This is a genomic window from Pedobacter sp. 22163 (assembly GCF_052045595.1).
GTDB lineage: Bacteria > Bacteroidota > Bacteroidia > Sphingobacteriales > Sphingobacteriaceae > Pedobacter.
Genome location: NZ_JBQEPM010000009.1, coordinates 134,374 through 158,760, shown reverse-complemented (window position 1 = coordinate 158,760; position 24,387 = coordinate 134,374). Strand labels below are relative to the sequence as shown.

15 protein-coding genes are annotated in these 24,387 nt (G+C 38.4%); 11 read left to right on the top strand and 4 right to left on the bottom strand.

Annotation, left to right across the window (positions count from 1 at the left end; all coding sequences use genetic code 11):
- Positions 1-549: 549 nt before the first annotated feature.
- Positions 550-3,867: a DUF4175 family protein gene (locus ACTJKN_RS21795; RefSeq protein ID WP_440827824.1), complete on the bottom strand. Its 3,318-nt coding sequence runs from the start codon at positions 3,865-3,867 to the stop codon at positions 550-552.
- Between the two features lie 281 nt (positions 3,868-4,148).
- Here ACTJKN_RS21795 and ACTJKN_RS21790 point away from each other — a divergent pair, with 281 nt between their 5' ends.
- The 9 genes from ACTJKN_RS21790 (at position 4,149) to ACTJKN_RS21750 (ending at position 18,771) form a co-directional block, all read left to right on the top strand.
- Positions 4,149-5,654, top strand: coding sequence for a glycerophosphodiester phosphodiesterase family protein (locus ACTJKN_RS21790; protein WP_440827823.1), 1,506 nt, complete (start codon positions 4,149-4,151; stop codon positions 5,652-5,654).
- Positions 5,655-5,807: 153 nt separating this feature from the next.
- Complete coding sequence (locus tag ACTJKN_RS21785; RefSeq protein ID WP_440827822.1) at positions 5,808-8,180, top strand: phosphocholine-specific phospholipase C; 2,373 nt, start codon at positions 5,808-5,810, stop codon at positions 8,178-8,180.
- 56 nt (positions 8,181-8,236) lie between these two features.
- Positions 8,237-11,152: a ligand-binding sensor domain-containing protein gene (locus ACTJKN_RS21780; RefSeq protein WP_440827821.1), complete on the top strand. Its 2,916-nt coding sequence runs from the start codon at positions 8,237-8,239 to the stop codon at positions 11,150-11,152.
- Positions 11,153-11,187: 35 nt separating this feature from the next.
- Positions 11,188-11,814: a response regulator gene (locus ACTJKN_RS21775; protein ID WP_440827820.1), complete on the top strand. Its 627-nt coding sequence runs from the start codon at positions 11,188-11,190 to the stop codon at positions 11,812-11,814.
- A 105-nt stretch (positions 11,815-11,919) separates the two neighbouring features.
- On the top strand, positions 11,920-12,285 hold the full coding sequence (locus ACTJKN_RS21770) for a VOC family protein (protein ID WP_440827819.1): 366 nt from the start codon (positions 11,920-11,922) through the stop codon (positions 12,283-12,285).
- Positions 12,286-12,289: 4 nt separating this feature from the next.
- The gene (locus ACTJKN_RS21765; protein ID WP_440827818.1) at positions 12,290-13,156 is read left to right on the top strand and encodes a helix-turn-helix domain-containing protein; all 867 of its coding nucleotides are present in this window, start codon (positions 12,290-12,292) and stop codon (positions 13,154-13,156) included.
- Between the two features lie 292 nt (positions 13,157-13,448).
- On the top strand, positions 13,449-16,625 hold the full coding sequence (locus tag ACTJKN_RS21760; RefSeq protein ID WP_440827817.1) for a SusC/RagA family TonB-linked outer membrane protein: 3,177 nt from the start codon (positions 13,449-13,451) through the stop codon (positions 16,623-16,625).
- Between the two features lie 11 nt (positions 16,626-16,636).
- The gene (locus ACTJKN_RS21755; RefSeq protein ID WP_440827816.1) at positions 16,637-18,145 is read left to right on the top strand and encodes a RagB/SusD family nutrient uptake outer membrane protein; all 1,509 of its coding nucleotides are present in this window, start codon (positions 16,637-16,639) and stop codon (positions 18,143-18,145) included.
- Positions 18,146-18,306: 161 nt separating this feature from the next.
- Positions 18,307-18,771: a hypothetical protein gene (locus tag ACTJKN_RS21750; protein ID WP_440827815.1), complete on the top strand. Its 465-nt coding sequence runs from the start codon at positions 18,307-18,309 to the stop codon at positions 18,769-18,771.
- Between the two features lie 90 nt (positions 18,772-18,861).
- Here ACTJKN_RS21750 and ACTJKN_RS21745 read toward each other — a convergent pair whose 3' ends face one another.
- The 3 genes from ACTJKN_RS21745 to ACTJKN_RS21735 form a co-directional block, all read right to left on the bottom strand.
- Positions 18,862-19,431, bottom strand: a complete 570-nt coding sequence (locus tag ACTJKN_RS21745; RefSeq protein ID WP_440827814.1) for a DUF2911 domain-containing protein — start codon at positions 19,429-19,431, stop codon at positions 18,862-18,864.
- Positions 19,432-19,563: 132 nt separating this feature from the next.
- The gene (locus tag ACTJKN_RS21740) at positions 19,564-19,749 is read right to left on the bottom strand and encodes a hypothetical protein (protein ID WP_025141696.1); all 186 of its coding nucleotides are present in this window, start codon (positions 19,747-19,749) and stop codon (positions 19,564-19,566) included.
- Positions 19,750-19,821: 72 nt separating this feature from the next.
- Positions 19,822-22,320 (bottom strand): glycoside hydrolase family 9 protein, encoded by a 2,499-nt coding sequence (locus ACTJKN_RS21735; protein WP_440827813.1) that lies wholly within the window; start codon positions 22,318-22,320, stop codon positions 19,822-19,824.
- 116 nt (positions 22,321-22,436) lie between these two features.
- On the opposite strand from ACTJKN_RS21735, the gene ACTJKN_RS21730 reads away from it, so the two are divergent.
- Complete coding sequence (locus ACTJKN_RS21730) at positions 22,437-23,063, top strand: TetR/AcrR family transcriptional regulator (protein ID WP_230142921.1); 627 nt, start codon at positions 22,437-22,439, stop codon at positions 23,061-23,063.
- Complete coding sequence (locus ACTJKN_RS21725; RefSeq protein WP_440827812.1) at positions 23,060-24,379, top strand: TolC family protein; 1,320 nt, start codon at positions 23,060-23,062, stop codon at positions 24,377-24,379. Before ACTJKN_RS21730 ends, ACTJKN_RS21725 begins: the two co-directional genes overlap by 4 nt.
- The last annotated feature ends 8 nt before the right edge of the window (positions 24,380-24,387 follow it).

The following is a 24,387-nucleotide window of genomic DNA, read 5'->3' as shown; positions in this document are numbered from 1 at the left end:
TTTCTGCCAAAAATAAGTCTCCCAATCCTTTTTTTTATTCTTCATACCAATCATAAGCATCTTTTGCCATTTGAATAGCATTGGGCTTTATCAGAATGGTGTACATTACAGTGCTTTAAGGCCTTTAATGATATCCAAAGAATCTTGTTTACTGTAAGATTTAGTTTCACCTTTTAAATGGAGTTCCCGTTCTCTATCAAGTATATCCAGATGTTACTCCGACAGGTTAAATGATTGTTCTTCTTCAATTTCTCTTTCAAGAAGCGTATAAATTGCCCTTATTTTATTATCCTCCGCATCAGATAGATAAGTAATTAATCTTTGTCTTATGGCTGTGCTTGTCATGATATCAAATATAATAAAACTATGTGAATTTATGTCTCTTTAAGCCATGTCTTGTGTACTCGCGAATCAGTTCTATTATTTCGAAATTGTTCACAACTTTTTGACAAGGCCCTGAAATAAATTACCTACGGTGAGCTCGCTTAAGGCTCGGTTATTCCGTAGCTTTTCGCTGCGCTACAGGTCAGGGTGACGCAACTCCTAACATCATCGTTCCATATTCAACGACTTCAAATATTCTGCGATCTTGTTTTTATAGTAATAATTTAAGCTTGGGGGCAGTTTTTGCAGCATATCATTACCGTTTTGTTGTTGTTTTTTAAACTGATCGACCATTTTTTGATAGGATGGAGGAAATTCCTTAGCTGCTTTACTTTCCCGTTTAGCATCTTCTTCCTGATCACGTTCAGCTTTTTCTGCCTCTAATAACTTTGTTAAGAGGTCTTTTTGCCTGTTTAGGGTTTCTTGTTGCAAACGTTTATTAACCAGATCGCTCTCGGTCTGTTTCATTTCTTTAATGGCTTCGTTTAGGTTGCCCATTTTACCTGTGCCATCTTTGTTCTCTTCACGATTGATCTTTTCGAGCGCCTGACGGATCATTTGCTGCTGCTGGGCCATCTTACCAAACTCCTGGCTCATTTGTCCTTTGCCAACTTTACCTTGATTATCTCCCGATTTTTGCATTTGCTCGCGGGCCTTTTGCATGCTTTTGTTCAACTGTTCCTGCATCTGCGAAAGCTGCTTCATGCCTTGCTTTTGCTTCTTTCCACTGCCACCCTTACCATTTTTCTGCATATTTTGCAGCTGACTCAAGGCCTCACTCAACATCAGGGTTAAATTATTGATAGAAGTCATGGTAAACTGCTGAAAACGGTTAGCCTCAGGGGTTCTTCTGTCACCCAAACTTTCCAAACTTTTATCCAGGTTGAAATTAATCTTGTTCATCTCCTCGTTAACCGTCGATTCTATCTGCGGAACGCGCTTGCTTAAACTGTATAAGCTATCGGCAATAGTTTTAAGGTTATCTTTAATACTACGCTGTTTCTGAACATTGCTGGTATAAGAAGGATCGGCCGCTGTCATTTTCTTTAAAGCAAGCATTACTTTTTCCTGATCAAAAGAAGTGGTCAATAAGTTTTCCAAGAGGCGGCGTAACTCTTTAGCATTCAGGTTGTTTTCCATTTCTTCACCCTGCTGCTGCATATCGCTCATTTTTTTTGAGAGCTTTTCTATCTGCTCGCCAGCTTTTTGCTGTTTCTGGCTTGCATTTTTCGAATCCTTTTTATCTAAAGCATCTTTACTGTCCTGCTGTTCTTTTTGTATATCCTGTACATCTTTTTCAGGATTTTCGAAAGGATTTGGTCTTTCAAGGGATTGATTTTTTTCTTCCAGTTTTTTTAGATCATCTTTCAGGTCTTTCATCTCCTTGTTAAGTGCATCCTGTTTTTGCTTTAACGATTCGTTATCCAGCTTTTTATCTTTGGTTTGCTCAGCAAGTTCCTTTTGTTCTTTAGCCAGTTCATTTAAACGATCGATATCGGTTTGAAGGTTTTGTTCAAATTCTAATTGTTTGTAGAGTTCTAAGATTCTGTCGAGTTCGTTTTTGAGGGTTTTATTATCCAGTTGCATTTTCGAGAGCTCATTTTGCGTTTGGTCTTTATTTTTCTCATTCATCAGATTTTGCAACTTTTGCAAAAGTTCTTTTGTTTTCTCATCCAGTACATTATCAAACAGGTCTTTGATCTGCTTCTGTTTTTCAAGGAGCTCTTCTGTTTGCTTTTGGTCTTCCTGTTGTTGGATATTTTTATCGTTTTGCTCTTTTATTTCTTTTACAGCCTCATCAAGCTGTTTTTGTTTGTCTAAAAGGGCTTCAATCTGTTTTTTATCTTCGAAAGAAATCTGTTTTTTATCGATGAGGCTTTCGGCCACCTTTTTACTTTCTTTTTCAATAGTATTGGCCAGGCGTATTGCCGATTGCATTTTCTGTTTTAAAGCCTGGTTGCTTGCATTTACCTGTTCGGCAGTTTCTTTTTTAGTAGGCTGTTTAAAGGTTTTGATTTCCGATCGGGTTACTTTTGCACCATTTACACCGTCGTTATCGGCTACTTCGAAATAATATTCAATTTCCTGGCCGGGCTTGGCCGATGCTGTTTTTAGATCCCAGAAATAGAAGAAGGAATTTTCTGTAGCATTGCTTTTTATGGCAATGTTCTTTGTAACTGTACCAACAACCTGGTTGTTTTCTTTGATGTTGTATTTAAAACTTAATCTGCTAAAACCATAATCGTCAGTTACTTGTCCGCTAAAATATAAAGCTTTATTACTCACTGAGTCGGGCTTTTCTTCAACGTTGATACTCGGCGCTTGATCTTTAACTACGGTAATTTGGTGTGAAAGCGAATCCCTTATCGTAACGTATTGGTTTTTAGGTATGATGCTATATTTTGAATTATTCCTGATGATAGCATTAAAGGCCGATTCGTTATCTTCAACTTTTAAAACATTTTCTGTCCCATTTAAAATAAACAGCAATGAGCTGCTCTGGCCGGTTTTAAAGTTCCAGGTAACTTTTGTGCCTTCGGGTAGCAGCATATCGCCAACATTGGTAATCAGTTCCTGTTTTTTACCCAGATAAGCAGGGTAATTTAAAGTTGCGGTTGCATTAAGTAGTTCAGGCCGTGGTTTAACGGAAACCGTAAACACCGATGAACTAAAGCCACCACCTTTAAAAACCAGTTTTTTATCGCTCTGTATATTTTTGATGCTGTAATTAAACTTACTGATATTCTCTTTTTCGAGTTTATAGGTGTTTTTCCCGTCTTCAACATAAATTTCGGCAGGGAGTTCATCACCGGCCAGTTTAATGTTTAGTGTTAAATCATCACCTTGGGTAACGGTTAAACTTTTATTTAAAACAGTAAAGCTGAAAGGCGCTTTAGGTGCAATGTATTCATCGTACTTAAAAAAACTGTTTGTGCCCTCTCGTAAAATAGCGGGAGCGATAATGGCAATTAGGAGAATAATAGAAAGGGGAATAAAGAGATACTTTAAATACTTCCGGTTATCGTTAATGCTAATGGCCGTGTAAAAGGGGACAGGTTTGAGTTCTAATATTTTTTGATCGATACTGGCAATAATGAGATGATTGTTATTTGGATGATTTTCAGAAAGGCGGTGAAGTTGTAAGGTGTTGAGCAATTTATCCTTAATATCGGAAAAGTGATTTCCGATGATAACCGATGCTTCGTCGAAAGTAAGGTGTTTGCCCAATTTGAGCATTGAAAGCAATGGTTTGATAATTAGAAAGCCAATAAGTAAGGCTCCAACAAGTAAATAGGCAAAAAATACAAAGGTTTTAAAACCAGCGGTTGGATTGAGGTAATAAAGACTCAAAAAAACAACGAGATATAGCCCTAAAAGTATGGCAGCTGCATAAATACTCCCGCGCAAAATTTTATTCAGGTAAAATTTGCGGATAAACTCGTCTATCTTCCGTAATAAATCGCTGTAGTTATTGCTCACCATATCACCGTAAATGTAAAAATAGTTCTAATCAATTGAAAGAAATCTGATATTAGCATAACGTGTTTATTACAAATCGTTTATCTTTTGCTATTTATTGTGTTATTCGTGATGATTTGTTTTCAGAGCTCCAATAGCCCGCCACCACCAACTAGCAGTAATCTAAGCAGTACATTAATTTAAAAATCTTTATCTTGTTTTTATTAATACAAAGGTTACATAGATTTTAAACTAGTTTTCTGATAAAAATCTACTTTTGATTTTTTGTATAATCATACCAAAATATGAAACGAGTATTTATTTCTACACTAATGTTATTCATTTTTACCGCCTCTTTCGCTCAAAAATTTAACTGGAACAAAAACCAGGTAATTGCCCATCGCGGAGCATGGAAGAAAAATAATTTCCCTCAAAATTCTATCGCTTCTTTAAACGAAGCTGTAAAACTGGGTTGTTATGGATCGGAATTCGATGTGTGGATGACCGCAGACAATGTTTTGGTCATTAATCACGATCCGGAATTCCAGGGTTTGGTTATCGAGAAAGTAAACTATGCAGATTTATTGACCAAAACGATGAGCAATGGCGAAAAAATTCCAACACTTGAGGCTTACTTATTGGAAGGTAAAAAGCAAAGAACAACCAAACTTATTTTGGAGATCAAACCTTCGTTAATCAGTAAAGAACGTGGAATTGAGGTGACCAATAAATGTGTTGAAATGGTTCAGAAACTCAAGGTAGTGGAGTGGACGGAGTATATCAGTTTTGACTATGATTACTGTAAAAGGATTTTAGCGCTTTTGCCAAAAGCAAAAGTGGCCTACTTAAAAGGCGAAATCAGTGCTGAGCAAATGAAAGCAGATAAATTAACCGGGGTAGATTATCATTTTAGCGTTTACCAAAAGGATGGATGGATTGAAAATGCCCACAAATTAGGATTAACGGTAAATGCCTGGACGGTAAATACTGCTCCCGAAATTCAATGGCTCTTGGCACACCAGGTTGATTATATCACCACTAACGAACCAGAATTAACTTTCGAAGAGCTTAAAAAAACACCTGTTGCAACGGGTTGGAAACTGAAATGGGCTGATGAATTTAACGATGCCGGATTACCTTTAGCAAAAAACTGGAGTTACGATGTAGGTGGAAAGGGTTGGGGCAATAACGAACTTCAATATTATACCGATGCAGATAGCACAAATGCAATTGTAAAAAAAGGGAGTCTGAATATTACCGCGGTAAAAGCAGACAAGGAAAACAACCATTATACTTCGGCCAGATTGGTAACGAAAAATAAATTTGATTTTAAATACGGAAGGGTAGAAGTTCGCGCCATGTTACCAAAAGGCAGAGGCTTATGGCCTGCAATATGGGCCTTACCAACCGATTCGAAATATGGAGGCTGGCCAAAAAACGGCGAAATTGATATTATGGAACATGTAGGTTATGATCCGGATAGTGTTCATGGAACGGTACATACTGGAAAATTTAACCATGTAATTAAAACGCAGCTTGGCAAGGCCTTAAAAATTAATAATCCTTATACCGAGTACCATGTTTATGCTATAGAGTGGTTTGCAGATCGGATCGATTTCTTTATTGACGATCAAAAATACTTCACTTTTAACAATACCAAAAAAGGATCTGACGATTGGCCATTCGATCAAAACTTCCATCTTATTCTAAATGTAGCCGTAGGTGGTGGTTGGGGCGGAAAAAAAGGAGTAGACGAATCTATTTTCCCCGCAAGTATGAAAGTGGATTATGTGAGGGTGTTTCAGAAGTAATGGTTTGTTGGTTCAATAGTTCATTGGCCATTAGTTTATTCGTTAATCGACTCTGGGCCCCAGAGCGGGAAATTCTGACTAAAGTTAACTGTAAACTGAGAAATGCTAACTGAAAACTTTAACTTACGGTATCTAAGCTATATTGTATAATTTATGGACTCACGTAGAGAATTTCTAAAAAAAGCGGCCTTGTTTGCCGGAGCCACTGGTATGGCCAATACCTTGCCCAGTTCGGTGCTAAAAGCCATGTCGATTAACCCTGAACCGGGCAGTACATTTTACGATGCAGAACACATTGTTTTCCTGATGCAGGAGAACCGTTCTTTCGACCATATGTTCGGTAAAATGAAAGGTGTTCGCGGATTTAATGATCCGCACCCACACATTCAGCCTGACGGAAATAAAGTTTGGTTGCAAAAAGATGGACAGGGTTATACTTATGCACCTTTTCATGTGGATATTAACAAAACGAAAATCACCTGGCAAGGTGGGTTGCCACATTCCTGGAATGATCAGGTTGCCGCACGGAACGGGGGGCGTTATGATAAATGGTTACCCGTTAAAACACCAATGACATTGGCTTATTATGATCGGAATGATATTCCTTTTTATTATGCCATGGCCGATGCTTTTACCATTTGCGATCAGCATTTTTGCTCATCGCTAACCGGAACAACACCAAACAGACTGTTCTTTTTTACAGGAACCGTTCGCGGAGAAAAAAGTGCAAACCGGGTTGCGGTAGTCAATAACGATCAGGCCGAATCGCAAAATAATGTATTTGTAGATTGGCCAACTTTTCAGGAAACATTAGAAGATAGTGGTATCGATTGGCGCATTTATCAAAACGAATTATGGACCTCCAAACTTCCGGAAGGCGAAATAGATGATTGGTTGGGGAATTATGGCGATAATCCCATAGAATACATCAGTAGACACAATGTTAAATTATCGGCTTACTTTAGAAAAAATGGTGATAATACCGTTAAACCGGCTTTAACAGCAAAAGAGGTTCAGGAGAAATACGATAAATTATCTCAAAAGGAAAAAAACTTAGTAGATAAAGCGTTTACTACAAATATTTCTCAGAAAGATTATCTCGATCTTGAACCATTTACTTTTAAGAATGACCAAGGGAAGTCGGAAACGATTAATGTGCCGAAAGGCGATATTTTCCATCAGTTTAGAAAAGATGTAGATAGCGGAAAATTACCAACGGTTTCGTGGTTGGTTGCGCCTCAACGTTTTTCTGATCATACCAGCTCACCATTGTATGGAACCTGGTATGTAAGTGAAGCCCTCGATATTTTAACCAAAAACCCAGAGGTTTGGAAAAAAACAATTTTTGTTTTAACCTACGATGAAAATGACGGGTATTTTGATCATCAGCCCCCTTTTGTGGTACCAAACCCTGATGATTCAACCAGCGGAAAGGTATCTGAAGGAATAAACTATAGCACTGATTTTGAAGCAAGAAAGGGAAGTCCGATCGGCTTGGGCTATCGTGTACCATTGGTTATTGCCTCACCTTGGAGCAAGGGCGGTTTTGTAAACTCTCAGGTTTTCGATCATACGTCATCATTAATGTTTATGGAAAAATGGCTGGCTAAAAAAACAGGCAAAACCATTAAAAGTAACAACATTAGCGATTGGCGAAGGAATATCTGTGGCGATCTAACCTCGGTGTTCAGGCCGTACAATGGAGAAGAAATTAAATCTCCGGAGCCGCTAAAACGCGATGTGGTAGTAACGAATATTGGGAATGCTAAAAATAAGCCTGCACAGGTTGGCCCTACCGCACTGAATAAAACAGAAGTTGCAAAAATAAATAAATTCGAAGCCTTTTCTGCTGAAACATCTAATCATGCCCCTAAGCAGGAAAACGGAACGAAAAATGCCTGTGCCTTGCCTTATCATTTAACTGTTGATGCAAACCTGGTTAACAATGAATTAGCACTTACTTTTCAATCGGTAAAAACCTTGTTCGGTAGCGAAATAGAAACTGTTGGTGTGCCTTTCAACATGAATACCATTGCCAAATTTAAAGGTGTTGCGGGCAAAACATGGGCCTATGCTGTAAAAGCAGGCGATGTGTTAAAAGACAGTATTAAACTGGATGATTTTGATAATGAAGTTTATGATCTTACAATAAGTGGTCCGAATGGTTTTTACAGGCATTTCGTAGGCGGCAAAAAAAATCCTTCCGTTTTTGTAAAAGCATATCCAGAGCAAGCTGGTTTGGTAAGCAAAAAACTTACGGGTACTCTGGTTTTCGCTATTGAGAACAAGGGCGCGAGTTTAGTTACGCTTCAAATTGTAGATAACAAATACAAATCAGGGAGCAAAACGGTAACAATTAAGCCAAAATCGAGTACAAATATCTCGCTTAATCTGGCTAAAAATGCGAATTGGTACGATTTCAGTATTGTGCAGACGGGCAATACAACATTTAAACACCGCTATGCAGGTAAAATAGAAACCGGAGAAATTACCCAAACAGATCCATATATGGGCAACGCATCATAAATATCCCCCAAAAAGGGGGATGGCTTTTGAAAGAAATTATGCTTATTTTGTATTACATGTGCAGTAAACTGTCTATAATCAAAATAAATTTCATAGTTTCTTTCATTTTGCTTTTTAGCCTTAAGCTATCGGCCCAAAGCTATAATTTTACCAATTACAGTCTAAAGGATGGCTTGCCTCAATCGCAGGTAATGGTAATTTATCAGGCAAAAGACAAGACGCTTTGGCTGGGCACTTTCGGTGGGGTAAGTAATTTCGATGGCAGGCAATTTACGTCGTACAGCAAAGCCGATGGGCTAGGATCAAATTCAGTAAACTGCATTGCAGAGGACAACCAGAGCCAAATGCTTTTTGGTACCGAAACCGGTATCAGCATTCTTAAACACGGAAAAATAAGCACACTGTTTTCGGGTAAAGGGGTAAGCCATTTGCTTAAAGACAAGCAGGGTGTTATGTGGGGAATAAGTGAACATAAATTATTCAAAATTGAAAAGGATAAAATTGTTTTTTATTCCATTGCCGGTAAAAACATTCATACCATAAACAGCGATAGTGCTGGAAACCTATATGCGGCTGTATCAGGAAAGGGGATTTATCAATTAAAAAATAACAATTGGGTAATCTACCAGGAGTTGCCCACAGCCATTAATAATTTATCTATCCAGAAAATTTTATTCGATAAAACAGTAAAGAATAAGGCCTATCTCTTAACCAACCGTAGCGGAATTTATGTGCTGGAGAGCAGAATAGTTAAACCGTTTTTTAAAAAACAGGGCATTGATACCTATTATTCCATCGCGCAGGATCATCGTGAAAATATGTGGGTAGGCTCTGAAAAAGGTGCTTACCTGGTCAATAAAAACGGTTCGATCATTAATTTTAATGGAGAAAATGGATTAAGCGATAACCAGGTAAACGAAATATTTAGCGATGCCGAAAATAATATCTGGATATCTTGTTTTAGTGATGGCATTTACAAATATGAAGGCGATGCTTATATTCGGTACAATAGGTTTAAGGGCAAGAACCTGGCTTATCCAATAAGCGGGATAGCGGCAGATAAAAATGATAACCTTTGGTTTGGCACTTTTAACAAAGGTGTTTTTAAGTATGATGGTAAAGATGTACAAAGCATTGATATCCCTGCTTTTAAGGATAAAAAAATATACTTCGTTTATGCCGATAAAGCCAAAAACATTTGGTTTTCTACCTATGGTAAAGGCATTTGGAAATTCGACGGACAGAAATTTAGTCAGGTATTAAAGCCAGAGAAATTTGATAACAGCTCGATAGCTGAAGATGAGGAAGGAGGGATCTGGATAAACGGACTCATGTCGTCTACTTATTTAAAGGACGGGAAAACCGAAAGAATAAGCGGATTTGATGGTTATTTATCGTGTATTTACCCCTTGCGGAAGGATAGCGTGTTTCTTGGCACCTCCAACGGCGTTACACTTATCAAAAACAAAAAGATAGATAAAACATTTCGGATCAAATCGCTCACCAATGTTTACGTACTGAGCATTATAAGACAAGATGATAATTTAATTTTTGCTACGCTTGGCGACGGGATCATTACCTGGAATTTAAAAACGAAAGCCATTAAACGTTATGTTGTTGCTGATGGGTTAAACTCAAATGATATTTACAGCCTTGCAACCGATAAGAATAATAATTTATGGGCCGGAACAGGGCGGGGGATTAACAAATTAACTTTTAATAAGCAGCAACAAAGTTATGAGGTTTTCAGGGATCATCCGTTAATTGTTGAGTGTAACCAAAACGCAATTATCAATTACAAAAACAGCATATTGGTGGGTACTATAAACGGACTCATTCAATGCAAAACCAATGTACTTCAAGAAAACAAAAAGAATCCTTTTATTCATATTCAACAGGTAAGTGTTTTTCATAAAAATGATCGGACAAAGGATCTTTCAGTAGATCTGAATGGAAAAGGAGATAAATTTTATAAACTTAACTACAGTCAAAATCACGTTTCTATAAGTTTTAAAGGAGTTTATCTCACCAATCCAGAAAGTGTACTTTATCGCTACAAACTGGTTGGGGTAGATAACGATTTCAGTAAGCCTGTACCCAATACGGAGATCGAATACTCGGCCATAAGGCCAGGTAGTTATACTTTCCAGGTTTATGCTATTGCAAATGGCCAGCAATCAAATATAGAACAGTTTAGCTTTACCATTGTACCGCCGTATTACGATACCATTTTATTTAAGATTGGCGCATTTTTGGTGCTTATATTCCTGATCTGGCTTATCTTTTACTTGATTTTTAAAACCAGAGAACGCAAAAAACAGCAGTTCGAAAAGTTAAAGTTAAAAGAACAAGAGAAAATAAGAAAGCAAACTGCAGAAGATTTTCATGATGATATTGGCAATAAACTGACCCGGATTAATGTTTTATCCGAAATTTTGGATAAAAAGGTAGCTGGAACCGAAAAAGAGCAAAAAGAACTCATAAGGTTGATCAGAGAAAATGCCAGCCTGCTTTATACCGGAACTAAAGATATCCTTTGGGCACTAGATCCGCATAGCGATAATCTTTTTGAGATATTGATGCACATTAAAAATTTTGGAATCGATCTTTTCCAAAACACGGGCGTTACATTTAAAATGGAAGGCGTGTTAAGCAAATATCAAAAACTACACCTATCGATGGAGTTCAACCGGAACCTAACATTAATTTTTAAGGAGATGTTAAATAATGTGTTAAAACATGCCAAAGCAAGCCAGGTGTTGATTATGGTTATTGAAACCGATCATGATACAGTAAACATCTTAACAACAGACGATGGCGAAGGTTTTGATCTTGAAACGGTACAGAAAGGAAGAGGATTAAACAACATTCAAACCCGCTGCAAACGTATAAAATCGACCTTTCAGATATCTTCTGTCAAAGGGAAAGGTACCACAACAACAATTTCTACCAGAATTCCTGTTACAAAATAGCACTAAAACCGTCTTAATTAAAACCAACCACAAAAATGAGCCAGAATTTACGAATTGTTCTAATCGAAGATGACGATATTTTAAGAATGGGTTATGAATCGTTATTAAGCGATGTAGAAGATTTTGTAGTCGTTAACGCTTATGCTTCATACGATTTAGCTAAAAAACACTTAGAGGCCGATCATCCGGATGTGATTTTGCTCGATATTCAAATGCCCGGCACCAATGGGCTGCAAGCTTTGCCTTTTATCAAAAAAGCCTTACCTAGCGCGAATATTATTATCCTCACCGTTTTCGATTCGCCCGAATTGGTATTCGAAGCCCTAACCATGGGCGCAGGTGGCTACCTCACCAAAAATTCGAGCGCCTCAAAAATTATAGATGCAGTAAGAGAAGTGAGTACAGGCGGAGGGGCCATGAGTACCAATGTAGCGCGCATTGTAATGCATTCTTTTCAAAAAAACCTGAATTCTCCTTTAACTAAACGCGAAACTGAGATTTTAGATCGGATTGCAAATGGACAAACAAAATCTCAAATCGCAAACGATCTGTTTATTGATCAGGAAACCGTAAGGAGCCATGTAAAAAATATTTACATCAAACTCGATGTAAACTCCAAATCAGAAGCGATTAAAACAGCCAAAGAAAAGCGCTTTATTTAATCTATACCTATATTTTACTAAAAAATAATGCGAAAATCACCCTTTTTGGGTGATGCTATGGGTTCAATTTCAGTTTAATTTTACATCATACAATTAAACAAGGCAATGAACCAATCTGCAAAATTCTTTTATGTGCAAGTAAAGCAACTAAATGATGCAGATGCATTTTATGCCAACTGTTTAGGGATGCCTACAGAATCGACAATGATTTCTGAAAAGGAAAAAGGAATTATGGTTAAAGCAGATCATGAGACCAATATTTTCCTGTCAGAACACAAGCATCAAAACCAGACAAATAAAATTGTATTAACCAGCGATGATTGTTTAGAAGATTATTGCAGACTAAAATCGAGAGGGGTTATTTTTAAGAATAGACCAGCTTACCTGAGTGAGGGTTTAAGTATCGAATTTTCTGATCCTTATGGTAATCGTTTTATCATATTGGAGCAGCGTAACTACAATGAGGATTAATGTTATGAGATACGTAAAAGAATTAAGCAATAGGAATAAAATAATAAGCGATAGCACCTGCGAAGCCCTTTATGAGCAACAGAACGATGCTTATACCATTAAATTCGTTTTTAACGGAACCGAAGATTGCGAAATTAACAAGCGTAAGTTTAGCATTTACCCCGATACTTTTGCCGTAGTAAACGCCGGAACAAATTTTAGCAGCAAAATAGATTCGATAAGCCCGGTAAATACATTTTCAGTTTCTTTTGGCGAAAATTTTATTAAAGATTTTCATCATACTTTTTCGAACAGTAACGAAAATTTACTTGCTGGAAAAGAAGCCCAGGAAACACCTCCGTTTATCGAATCACTTTATCCGTTTTCTGGCGATATGCGCTTTAATGTGCTGCATTTAAAAAGTCAGCTCGATAAAGGTTTGAAAGACGAAATGCTGATTAATGAATACCTGTACCACTGTCTTTTAAACTATTATAAAATTTATGATAAAGAGGTGGCCCAGAAATTGGATAAACTCAGCTTTATCAAAACAAAAACCCGCGAAGAGGTTTTAAAAAGATTAACATTTGCTAAAGAATACATTAGCAGCAACTATAATCAGAATATAACATTAGAAAACATCGCCGAACAGGCATGTTTATCGGTTAACCATTTGCTAAGAACATTTAAAGAAGCATATGAAATTAGCCCATACCAGTTTTTGGTGCAGTTAAGACTAAACAGGGCTAAAAAACTATTGCAAACTACCACTTATTCCTTAAGCGAAATAGTAGGTTTAGTAGGGTTTGAATGCCCAAGTTCATTCATCAGGTTATTTAAGCACACGTTCAATATTACCCCTTTAAAATATAGAAAGAGTAGGTTGAACTAAAGTATAAATGGTGATTTCTGCATATTTAGAATGTTGGGATGAAACTATTTTTGAAGCTCTTGCAGGACAATTTGTAGAAGTTTTTTCCTGTTTAGGTTAATAATGATTAAAAAAGCAAACTGCCAGGATTGGGGTTTGCTTTTTTGCGTTTAAAGCCTCTTTCTATCCAGAATGGTGATTTTCGCACATTTTCGGATTTTCTCAGCACCTAAATTGCTTATTGATTTGGTTTACGTGCACATCTGCTAAGAACCTATTGAACTAATTAATTACTAACTATTTATTCCCAAACATGAAACAAAAATTACTATTGATTTTAATGGTGACGGTTTTGTCTTATTTAAATGCCGTAGCGCAAAATAGAACAATTACCGGAAAAGTGGTTGATGCGGATGATGGCTTACCATTGCCAGGCGTATCTATAAAAATAAAAGGGACCGCACAATTAACCCAAACCACCGGGCAAGGAACCTTTTCGATTTTGGCACCAGCAGATGCACAGAGTTTAGTGCTAAGCTATGTTGGTTATACTGAGCAGGAAGTAAGAATAACAGGCGAAACCTTGAATATTCGCATGGTTTCATCTTCTAAGAACCTGCAGGATGTAATTGTCGTAGCCTATGGAACAAGCAAAAAAGAAGCAATTACAGGCTCTGTGGCTACTTTGAGTGCCAAGCAATTAGATAATCGCATTATTACGAACGTTACCAACGTTTTATCTGGCGTTGCACCTGGCGTTGTAACAACTTCCGGAAACGGCCAGCCGGGTAGTAGTTCGGCCATCCGTATCCGTGGATTTGGTTCTATATCGGCATCGAATAGCCCTCTTTTTGTACTAGACGGTTCAGTTTATGATGGCGAACTTGGCGATATAAATGCCAACGATATAGAAAGCATTTCTTTGCTGAAAGATGCATCCTCATCGGCACTTTATGGTTCAAGAGCTGCAAATGGAGTGGTTATCATTACCACAAAAAAGGGTAAATCGGGTACACCAACATTAAATGCAAGCTACAGTCAAGGCTTTTCTAAGCGGGGCATACCAGAATACGATCGGGTTGGGGCATTAGATTACTATCCTTTGATGTGGCAGGCTTTAAAAAACAGCCTGGTTTATCCCGCTACAGGAACTGGCATAAGCGAGTCTGCGGCAGCTACACAAGCTTCTAATACCATTCAAGGCCAATTGATATATAATCCGTTTAACGTACCGAATAACCAGATTGTAGGTGTTGATGGCAAACTGAACCCTAATGCACAATTGCGTTACGATGACTTCGATTGGTTTAAGCAAGCTTCGCGTGTTGGAAAACGGACAGAGTTTAATGTTAATTCGAGCGCTAAAAATGAAAAAACGGACTATTATTTCTCTATGAATTACCTGAAGGATAACGGTTATTTAATTAAAACAGATTTCGAGCGGTTTAATGCCCGTGTTAATGCCAATACCCAATTACGGCCTTGGTTAAAAACAGGTGTAAACCTTTCGGGAAGTTTATCGAACGGAAATTTAGCGCAAGACGCCTCAACCGGGAGTGCCACTGCTTTTGTGAATGTTTTCAATTTTGCCAGAACTATTGGTCCTATTTATCCAATACATGCTTTTGATGCCAATGGTAATCCGGTTTTAACTACCACAGGCGAGCAATGGTATGATTACGGAGGAAACCCTGGTTCTGTTAATAGGCCACAAGGTGCCTTAGCTGGTCGAAATGTAATTTACGAGACTTTGCTAAACGATGTAACCAGCCGCAGGCTTGCCTTAAATGGTAGAGCATATGCCGAGATTAAGTTTTTAAAAGATTTTACTTTTAAACCGACCTTCAGCATCGATTTCATTAATTCGTACAGCAGTGAATACCGAAACCCGATTGTAGGAGACGGGAGTACCGTTGGTGGTTCATCAACAAAACGGAGCACACCAACGCAGAGTTATACATTCAATCAGGTATTATCGTACAGCAAAACATTTGGCAATCATAGTGTAAATGCTTTGGCCGGACATGAAAACTACGACTACGATTGGCGCAGGTTAAGTGCAACCAAACAAAGCCAGATTTTGGATGGAAATACGGAATTCCCGAATTTTGTAACCCCTAGTGATGCGGGAGGATATAAAGATACTTATCGTGTAGAATCTTATTTCGGTAAAGTGGGTTACAATTATTTGGAAAAATACTTTGTAGATGCCTCTATCAGGCGCGATGGTACTTCGCGTTTATCATCAAAATCGAGATGGGGAACATTTTTCTCTGCGGGAGCATCATGGGCAGTTAACAAGGAAGATTTCATGAAAAACATAGGTTGGATCAGTGATTTACGCCTGAAAGCTTCTTATGGTGAGGTAGGAAATGATAATTTAGTTGATGCAAACCTTTTTGAACACAATAGCCTTTACTACAATTACCAGGCTTTTTACGAATTGGGCTGGAACAATGGCAGCGAGCCAGGTTTGTTATTGGCCACAGCTGCAACGCCAGAGTTAAAATGGGAATCGGTAAACACTTTTAATACCGGAATAGCTTTTGGTTTATTTAGAAATCGTCTGAGGGGTGAGATTGAGTATTTCAAACGTGGCTCATCAAACTTATTGTTTGCGGTACCTCAGCCATTGTCTGATCCAATTACTTCTATCCGTCGCAATATTGGTTCTATGTATAATACAGGAATCGATCTGCAATTAAGCGGAGATATTCTAAAATCTGAAAACTTCAACTGGACCTTATTAAGTAATTGGTCCTGGTTAAAAAACAAGATCACAAAAATGCCGGCAGAAACGCCAACCGTAACCAGTGGAACGAAAAGACTTGAAGTTGGCCGCGATATTTACGCCTATTATCTGCGCCAATGGGCCGGAGTAGATCCAACAGATGGTTCGGCTTTATTTGAGCCTAATGCTGGCGTAACAACCAATCTGCGTACGGTTAATGGCCGTGTTTTAACTACGGATATTAACAATGCCCGTTCTGATTATTCCGGATCTGCCATTCCAGATTTATACGGATCGGTTACCAATACTTTTAATTATAAAAACTTTGGGCTATCATTCCTAATCACGTATCAGATAGGGGGTAAATTCTTCGATCAGAACTATCAGGGGCTAATGGCTACCACCTATGGTTCGGCCTTGCACGTTGATGCATTAAACTCATGGATGACACCTGGCCAGGTTACCGATATTCCACGATTGGATATTGGTCGTTCCGGCCAGTTTAACGGTACCTCCAGCCGTTGGTTGGTCGATGCCTCTTACATTGCTTTCCGCAACGTAAATCTATCTTACACTTTGCCACAAAGCTGGATTAGAGGTGCTACTTTAAGCAATGTTAGGGTGTTTGCTGCAGGCGAAAACTTAGGTTTAATATCCAAACGCAAAGGAATGGATCCGACCGAATCGTTCACGGGTTTAAATACAACTAATTATGTGCCTTCGCGGATGATTAGTTTCGGAATCAATGTTTCACTTTAAAAGTTACTATCATGAAATATAAAAAATATTTACTTTTTGCAGGTTTCAGCCTATTAAGCATTACGGCCTGTAAAAAAGATTATCTCGATACAAAACCGACAGATCAGGTTGATAATTCGGCTTTATTTACTTCAGCAGCAAATGCAAAAAATGCCTTAAACGGTGTTTACCGGTATATGTACGAACGTACAACAACAGTGGTATCCACATCGGCACAGAATAAGCCTGGTGTAGGCGGAATAATGCTTTACATGGACTTTATGGGTGAAGACATTGGCATATCTTCATCCAACTGGTATACCTCTGATGGGGGATCGTGGATTAGTCACCGTACCGATAATAGTACCATGCTGGAATATATGTACCGTACCTATTACCGTATTATTGGAAATGTGAATTACATCATCGATAACATTGATCAGGCCTCTGGTGCAGCTGCAGATAAAAACACAGTTAAAGCGGAAGCCCTAACTTTAAGGGGATACGCTTATTTTGGTTTGATACAGCTTTTTGGTAAACGCTACGATGCAGCAGCGAAGCCGAACAATCAGCTTGGTGTGCCACTTTTATTGGCCTCAACCGATACCAATAAACCACGCGCAACTGTAGAAAGTGTCTATGCTGCAATTGTTAGCGACTTAGAAACTGCTATTTCGCTAAATGCCACAGCATCGAATAAGAGCCATGCAGGTGCAGCGGTAGCAAAAGGCATTAGGGCGAGGGTTGCCTTGGTTATGCAGGATTATCCCAATGCCATTAAATATGCCAAAGATATTGTAGATGCCAACCAATATCCGCTATTGTCTGTTACTGATTATCAGGCGGGCTTTAATAACGCAACGTTAGGCGAATTTATATGGTCTTCTATGCCAACATTAGATCAGGGTGATACATTTGGGTCGTATTTTGCGCAGATTGCTTATAACGCAAATACAAGCTTTATGCGTGGAAATCCAAAAAGAATTAATTCGGCGTTATATAATCAGATATCAGCTACGGATGTTCGAAAAAAAATGTGGGAACCAGTACCAACTACCGTTAATTTTCCGTTGCCGGCCACAAATTTTGCTCGTCAACCTTATATGAGCCGTAAATTTTCAGTTAAAGAAGTTGGCGGGCCATCTTTAGGTGATGTTCCTTTAATGCGTACCTCAGAAATGTACCTGGTTTTGGCTGAGGCTTATGCAAAAACTCCTGGAAGTGAGGCAGCTGCCAGAACGGTTTTATTTAACCTGGTTAAACAGAGAGACCCAAGTGCGGTGATTTCGGTAAATACAGGACAGGCCTTAATTGATGAGATTCTTTTTAACAGAAGAATTGAACTTTGGGGAGAAGGCCACAGGTGGTTAGATTTAAAACGTTTAAACCTACCGCTGGATAGAACGGTTGTTCCTAACTACGTTTCTGCTTCTGTTGCAGGCACATTAACTATACCTGCCGGAGACGTTAAATGGCAGTTTTTAATACCAAGGGCAGAAATGGAAGCTAATTCTGGCTTGGCCGGACAGCAAAACCCATAATAATTAAAGCCCTGAAAGAAGGTTATGTTATCATTTAATCAAACAAATGGTAACATAACCTTTTCTTTTATCACATTTTAGTTACCTCAGCATTATGGTGTTATCGGCATATTATTTTTATCAGTTCCGCCCGACCTTTAATAAAAAAAACACAGATAGTTATGAGACTAAAAGCTTTAGTGATTTTATTACTAGGTATTACAATCACAAATAATGTTTTTGCAGCTGAAAAACCAACTGCAAGCCATAAATCGGTTATAAATTATTATATGGACAGCTACATGAATTCTGACTATAAAAAGTTAAAAGCGGTTTTAAGCGAGGATGCTGTTTTTACTTCGAATAGAGATATAAGGGTAATTAAACATAAAGCAAGTGATGTGTTAAGCCAAATGAAGAAAAATGAAGGCGTAGTACAGCGCGACTGCAATATTAGTTCAACCATCGTTTCTGAAACCGATGCCCTGGTGATTGCACGTGTAGATATCAATTACGAATTGTTTGATGGCGCACAACAAAACTTTGTAATCATCGAGAAGGATAAAGAAGGCGAATGGAAAATCACCCAGGTTTACAAAGTATTCGTCACTGGGGAAAGCGAAGCTAAAAAACTCGTTTCAAATTAAGGTCGTCATTCTTAGATGCGAAGAAATTAAAAGCGAATAAAACAAAAAAGCCCTGGTTATTGGGGCTTTTTTGTTTTATTTCTTATTTTTTTAGAAACTAATTGGTAACTCTACCTGCGTTCTGTCCCAGCCAATAACCAGATTAGCACCTCCGGTAATCTCTGTAAAGGTTAAGGAGAAATATTCGATCGGTTTAGCCAGGGTTTTAACCGGAACATTTACACGAACAATATCCTTAGCCTGATTGTAAGTAAAAGCACCCCATTTATCGGTTTCGCTATTTACAATAATCGTCCAGGTATCTTTATTTGGAATAGCGAATAAGCTATAGGTACCAGCTTTGATTTTTTTGCCGCCAATACTTACCTTTTTGAAGAAACGAACCTCTGTACTTTCGTTGGCACCAAAACGCCAAATATTTCCATACTGTTCTAAAACGCCAAAAATATCACGTCCTTTTTTCTGTGGGCGCGAATAAACAATCTTTATAACCGGTTTTGTTGGGTCGCCAGCCTTTGCCTTTGGGGCATTAAGCGGAAAATAAACAATATCTGCAGGACTTGGGTCTGCAACGGGAAATTTTACTTCAGCGGTAGCGGGCTGTTGAGCCTTTGCGCTAAAACAAAGAAGAGCGAAAACAACAATGAAGATATTTTTCATTTGTAGGTTTTTGTTTTCAGTAGCGATGAGCAATCATGATTTTACAGCTATTGGTAAAATCATAACGGTCTCATATGCTGTGGAATTAAATTTTAATCCTTAAAAGGATCTAATTGTATAAAAGGCTAAAAACTAGTATTTTCTTCCTTTTACGATAGCGTTTAAAAATAAGCCTGCTGTTAACAAACCTAAAACACCACCTAACAAAGCGAAAATGTAGTTTTGCGTAATGATTGCTCCGGTTAAAACTCCGAAGAATAAACCTAATGCATAATATAACCAGTTGAAATTATTGCTGCTGTTCTCTTGTACACTCATGTTTTTTGTTATTTGGAGGCAAAGTTAATATTTATTTTAAATTTTAATTTGTCATTGTACCCAATATTCTAATTAATTATCAATTCTAGCCAATTTATAATCATCCTTTTTCAGATAAGTAATCAATTTTGCCAACTTGTTATAAAATTTATCAGTTCTTCTGGCATCGGTACCGATGTGCAACAGCAAGATAAAACCATTTAAACCATTGGGTTTTGTTTCGTTAAAAGTTGTAATCGATCTGTATATCTCATCGCTCGATCGATAGCTTTTTCCCATTTCGGGGTAGGTATAATCAGCATTGGATCGTGTGCCCGGAGTGAAATTGATCAATTGCAAGCCCTGGGCTTTGGTCCAATCTGCTATAGTTTGGTTGTACCATTCGTAAGGAGGCAAAAAATAGCTTGCCGCTTCTTTATTGATTCCAAAATTGGCGATTGCCTGATAATTGTTACTTAAATCGGTTTCAAAATCTGTTTTTGTAACGAGGAGGTTGTCGCGTTTATTCCAATCGCAGTACAATAAATGTTTATCAGAATGTGGACCGAGGTAATGCCCGTCGTTTTTTAGTTTTTTGATCAATGATTGGAAATTTGGGTTCCGATAAAAATTTCCGGTAAGAAAAAAGGATGCTTTAACTTTCTCCTGTGCCAGCACCCTGCTTATTTTTTCACCGCCATCAGCATATTCGTCACCCGTAAAAACCAGGTAGATTTTCTTTTGGGTAGAATCGCCCCGAATGTTCGCGCCCAAGCTATAAGTTTTATGGTCGGATTTAGCCTGTGCTTCCTTGGCCGCTAATAAGTAAATAAGAGATGCTGTTCCATCCATTGTGGGTTCGTTGGTGCTATAATCTCCATAATCATCGTGGTAAACGGCCAGGTCGCTCTGAAAGTCAGCATATTCATCAGTGTCATTGAGTTTGATTCCGATTAATCCTTTATAGATATTCGTATAAACAGGTCCATCAACCAATCCGCCGTTTATGGGATAATTTTTTAAATGGGTAAAGGCAGAATGCGGATCGCTTGGCGTATCTCCCCATTGAGGCAGACCATAAACCATGCTCGTTCCCCAGGGGTTACAGCCAAAAAGCCAATCGAAGTTGGCCTGTTCCAGCTCGGTATAAGTTTTATCGCCACTTAATGCCGAGTACCAGCTGCACTGCATGGCAAAGGCAACGGTTAAGTTATTACTGCACCAAATAAAAGGAATACCACGATAAAAGGCATTGTTTTTTGCACGGCTCCAAACCTGCGATATGCCTTGTTGATAATAGTTGATGGCTGTTTTGCCTTTCGAATCTTGCTTGGCAATTTCGTAATGGCCAAGGTTAATGAATGGGTAATATTGATAGTGCGCTGCGGTGTCTTTTTGTAGCCAGGGCGTGGTGCTTTCTTGCTGGGCGTAGCTTAGGGCCTGCGTTATTTTCTTTCGATCGATCTTTTCTCTTCCGAAATTGAATGATGTTTCGGCCAGTTCCATATCATCAACCCAATTGTCTTCAGCATAAATGTAAGGCGACTTTACGGATGCAGTTTGCGTTACCCCAGGTTTTTGTAATGCAAATTTATAGGCGGTTTTGGCTTTTTTAGCAAGTAATCTGGCGTAATCTCGATCTACATCTTTAAATAAAACCGATCCTAAATTAAAAGCACTCGTAAATTTAGCTGCAGTAGAGCTGGTCCCGGTAGTGTTGTTCATAAATTTGCCCCGCTGCTGTGTTTCGCCGGTAATAAAGTAGAGCGGACGCTCAAAACCTTTTCCGTATTGATTATCTTCTTTTGGAATCCGCATATTGATGTGATCGCGGTCATCGGCCAGTTGGTTAAACATGATTTTTTTTTGTGGGTGCATTTTCAACAGCCAATCCAATCCCCATTTAGCTTCGTCCAGAACATCAGCAAGGCCGTTTTTTCCATCTAAACCATTTGCCTGTTGTTGGTCGCTAAATATTTGAGGGAAGTCGCGATAAGCCATTAACAGGTGATAGGCCGCATTTGCCGAAGTAGTTGAATATTGGAGGTAATCGCTGGCGTCGTGCCAACCACCAGAAGCATCAAAGTGTGTACTGTCTTTAATGCCAGCTTTGGCGCCATATAAAACAAAGCCATCGTGGGTATGGCAGCTATCTTTTAAGTACGGATTAAAACCACTCCGTTGCTGGCGCATATATTGTAGACAGAAATCTGCCGCACCTTTGTACACATCGTTGTTGATCAATAACAGGGGAGAAACAGTACCATTTACCCTGAGGTAGAAATGCCCTGCACTTTTAAAATCACTGAAATTTAATCGGGCGGTTTGGCTAAAAGGACCATAGCTGCCAAAGCTTTTAATATTGGTAGAGGTATAAACAATTTTATTGGTTTCCTTTTCTACAATTTCAAATTGGATAGGAATCTCGCCTGTTTTGCTTGCCCACACAGCAACTTTAACGCTTTCGATGGGGTAGCCAAGCAAATTGATTCTGATCCAACTCTGTTGAATTTTTCTTTGGCTGCCAATAAATGAACATAAGAACCATAGGGCAAATGAGAAAGTTAAAGCTAAAAAGAACTTATTTTTCATTGTAATGGATGGTTATTTCATTTAAAAATAGGGTTTTATCAAGATAATGTAAAAGAAGTAGGGAAACATTTGGAAATTAATCAATCGTTTGATTAATTTTGTGCCGTCAAAAAGAAATGAAAACAGAAAAAGTAGATAAAAGACAGGCCATTCTCGAGGCAGCTGAAAAGTTGTTTTGCGAGACCGGGTATGAGGGTACCTCCACCCGCCAGATTGCCAAGGAATCTGGAGCAAACATGGCAATGATAAATTATTATTTCGGTTCTAAAGAAGGGGTTTTTGTAGAGATTATGAACGAGCGTATTGCTGGTTTTGCATCTCAGTTAAAAATCATCAATGAAGATAAGATTTCGGCATTAGAAAAATTGCACAGGGTTATAGAGGGCTATGTAAATAGGATTCTGAATAACACTGCGTTTCATAAAATGATGCACAGAGAGCTTTCTTTAACCCAAAGGCCAGAAATGTACGATAAGATAAAAGACGCCATGAGCCACAACATGCAGCTTATCGATCGCATTATTACAGATGGGATTGAAGATGGAACCTTTAACAAGGTAGACGTTCGGATGGTAATCGCCACTATTATGGGCACCATAACCAACATTGTTATTGCTCCCCATAAGGTGATATCATGCTCCAACTTCGACTTGAATAACCCGAAAGATAAAAAAATGATTAAGGAGCGGACAATCGCTCACTTACAAGATCTAACAACAGTTTATTTAACAACAAAAAAATGATACCCAGATCAATAAGATTAATGCTTGTGGCATCATTAATTCCAGGAGCTTTGTTTGCACAGGGCCCGAAAGAATTAAACATTAACCAGGCAATAGAACTTGGCATAGCCAACAGTAAAAACTTAAAACTTTCTCAAAACAAAATCGATCAGGCTGTTGCACAGCTGGAGGTTGTAAAAGACAATGTTTTGCCTACGGCAAATGCAAGTTTTATGTACAATCACGCTGAAATACCAACTACTACTTTTACATTACCCGGTAGTGAATCGTCTTTTCATTTACCTAAAAGAGCAGATGCTTTTGTGGGAACAGCAGCAGTACAAGAATTGGTATATGGTGGAGGTAAATTAAGGTACGCTAAAGAATCGACTAAATTACTGGCAGATGTTGCACGTTTAGATGCTGATAAAAGCAAAGAAGAAATTACCTATGCTGTTATTAATACTTATTACGCTTTATACAAAGTATTGCAAAGCAGAAAAGTGGTTGATCAGAATCTAGAATCAATTGCTGCACAGATTAAGCAGGCACAACGTTTCTTCGAGCAGGGCATTGTAACTAAAAACGATGTATTGCGTTTTCAATTGCAACAGGCAAACGTTACGCTAACGCAAATGGATATCGAGAGCAACCGCAAAGTGATTAATTATAACCTGGATATCTTACTAGGTTTACCAGAAGATACTGAAGTGAAAATTGTTGATCCAACAGCTGGCTTAAAAACCCCAGGATCGTTAAATGAATACATCGGGCAGGCAATGGCTAACCGCCAGGAGCTAAAACAACTTGATGTGCAGAACAAAGTTGCCGATTTTAACATTAAAACCATCAAAGCAAATACGTTGCCTACCGTTGGTGTTGGTGCAAACTTATATTACATTAACCCAAGTGGCAATTTTATCCCGCCAACCAACCAATATTTAATGCCCATTACATTAGGCGCAACAGTTTCCTGGAATTTCGGCAACCTTTGGACAAACAAGAACAAGGTAAGCGAAGCGAAGGTTCAGAAAAGTGCAATCAACATTCAGAAAGACATTTTATCTGACCAGGTAAAAACAGATATCAACAAAAACTTTCAAGGTTACCAGGTGGCGATGAACAAAATCCAGGTATTGGAAACCTCTATTGCACAAGCAACAGAAAACGATAAGTTATTGGCCTCAAAATATAAAAACAATGTGGCTTCGGTTACCGATCGTATCGATGCTGAAACCTTATTGTACCAGGCAAAAATAAACTTAGAGATAGCTAAGGCAGACGCAGGTCTGGCTTACTATACCCTATTAAAATCAACAGGAAAAATAACGCAATAAATACAGCA

Bases quoted from the DNA above. Each gene is read 5' to 3' on its own strand.
- ACTJKN_RS21795 (WP_440827824.1), bottom strand. From the start codon at position 3,867: ATGGTGAGCAATAACTACAGCGATTTATTACGGAAGATAGACGAGTTT.
- ACTJKN_RS21790 (WP_440827823.1), top strand. From the start codon at position 4,149: ATGAAACGAGTATTTATTTCTACACTAATGTTATTCATTTTTACCGCC.
- ACTJKN_RS21785 (WP_440827822.1), top strand. From the start codon at position 5,808: ATGGACTCACGTAGAGAATTTCTAAAAAAAGCGGCCTTGTTTGCCGGA.
- ACTJKN_RS21780 (WP_440827821.1), top strand. From the start codon at position 8,237: ATGTGCAGTAAACTGTCTATAATCAAAATAAATTTCATAGTTTCTTTC.
- ACTJKN_RS21775 (WP_440827820.1), top strand. From the start codon at position 11,188: ATGAGCCAGAATTTACGAATTGTTCTAATCGAAGATGACGATATTTTA.
- ACTJKN_RS21770 (WP_440827819.1), top strand. From the start codon at position 11,920: ATGAACCAATCTGCAAAATTCTTTTATGTGCAAGTAAAGCAACTAAAT.
- ACTJKN_RS21765 (WP_440827818.1), top strand. From the start codon at position 12,290: ATGAGATACGTAAAAGAATTAAGCAATAGGAATAAAATAATAAGCGAT.
- ACTJKN_RS21760 (WP_440827817.1), top strand. From the start codon at position 13,449: ATGAAACAAAAATTACTATTGATTTTAATGGTGACGGTTTTGTCTTAT.
- ACTJKN_RS21755 (WP_440827816.1), top strand. From the start codon at position 16,637: ATGAAATATAAAAAATATTTACTTTTTGCAGGTTTCAGCCTATTAAGC.
- ACTJKN_RS21750 (WP_440827815.1), top strand. From the start codon at position 18,307: ATGAGACTAAAAGCTTTAGTGATTTTATTACTAGGTATTACAATCACA.
- ACTJKN_RS21745 (WP_440827814.1), bottom strand. From the start codon at position 19,431: ATGAAAAATATCTTCATTGTTGTTTTCGCTCTTCTTTGTTTTAGCGCA.
- ACTJKN_RS21740 (WP_025141696.1), bottom strand. From the start codon at position 19,749: ATGAGTGTACAAGAGAACAGCAGCAATAATTTCAACTGGTTATATTAT.
- ACTJKN_RS21735 (WP_440827813.1), bottom strand. From the start codon at position 22,320: ATGAAAAATAAGTTCTTTTTAGCTTTAACTTTCTCATTTGCCCTATGG.
- ACTJKN_RS21730 (WP_230142921.1), top strand. From the start codon at position 22,437: ATGAAAACAGAAAAAGTAGATAAAAGACAGGCCATTCTCGAGGCAGCT.
- ACTJKN_RS21725 (WP_440827812.1), top strand. From the start codon at position 23,060: ATGATACCCAGATCAATAAGATTAATGCTTGTGGCATCATTAATTCCA.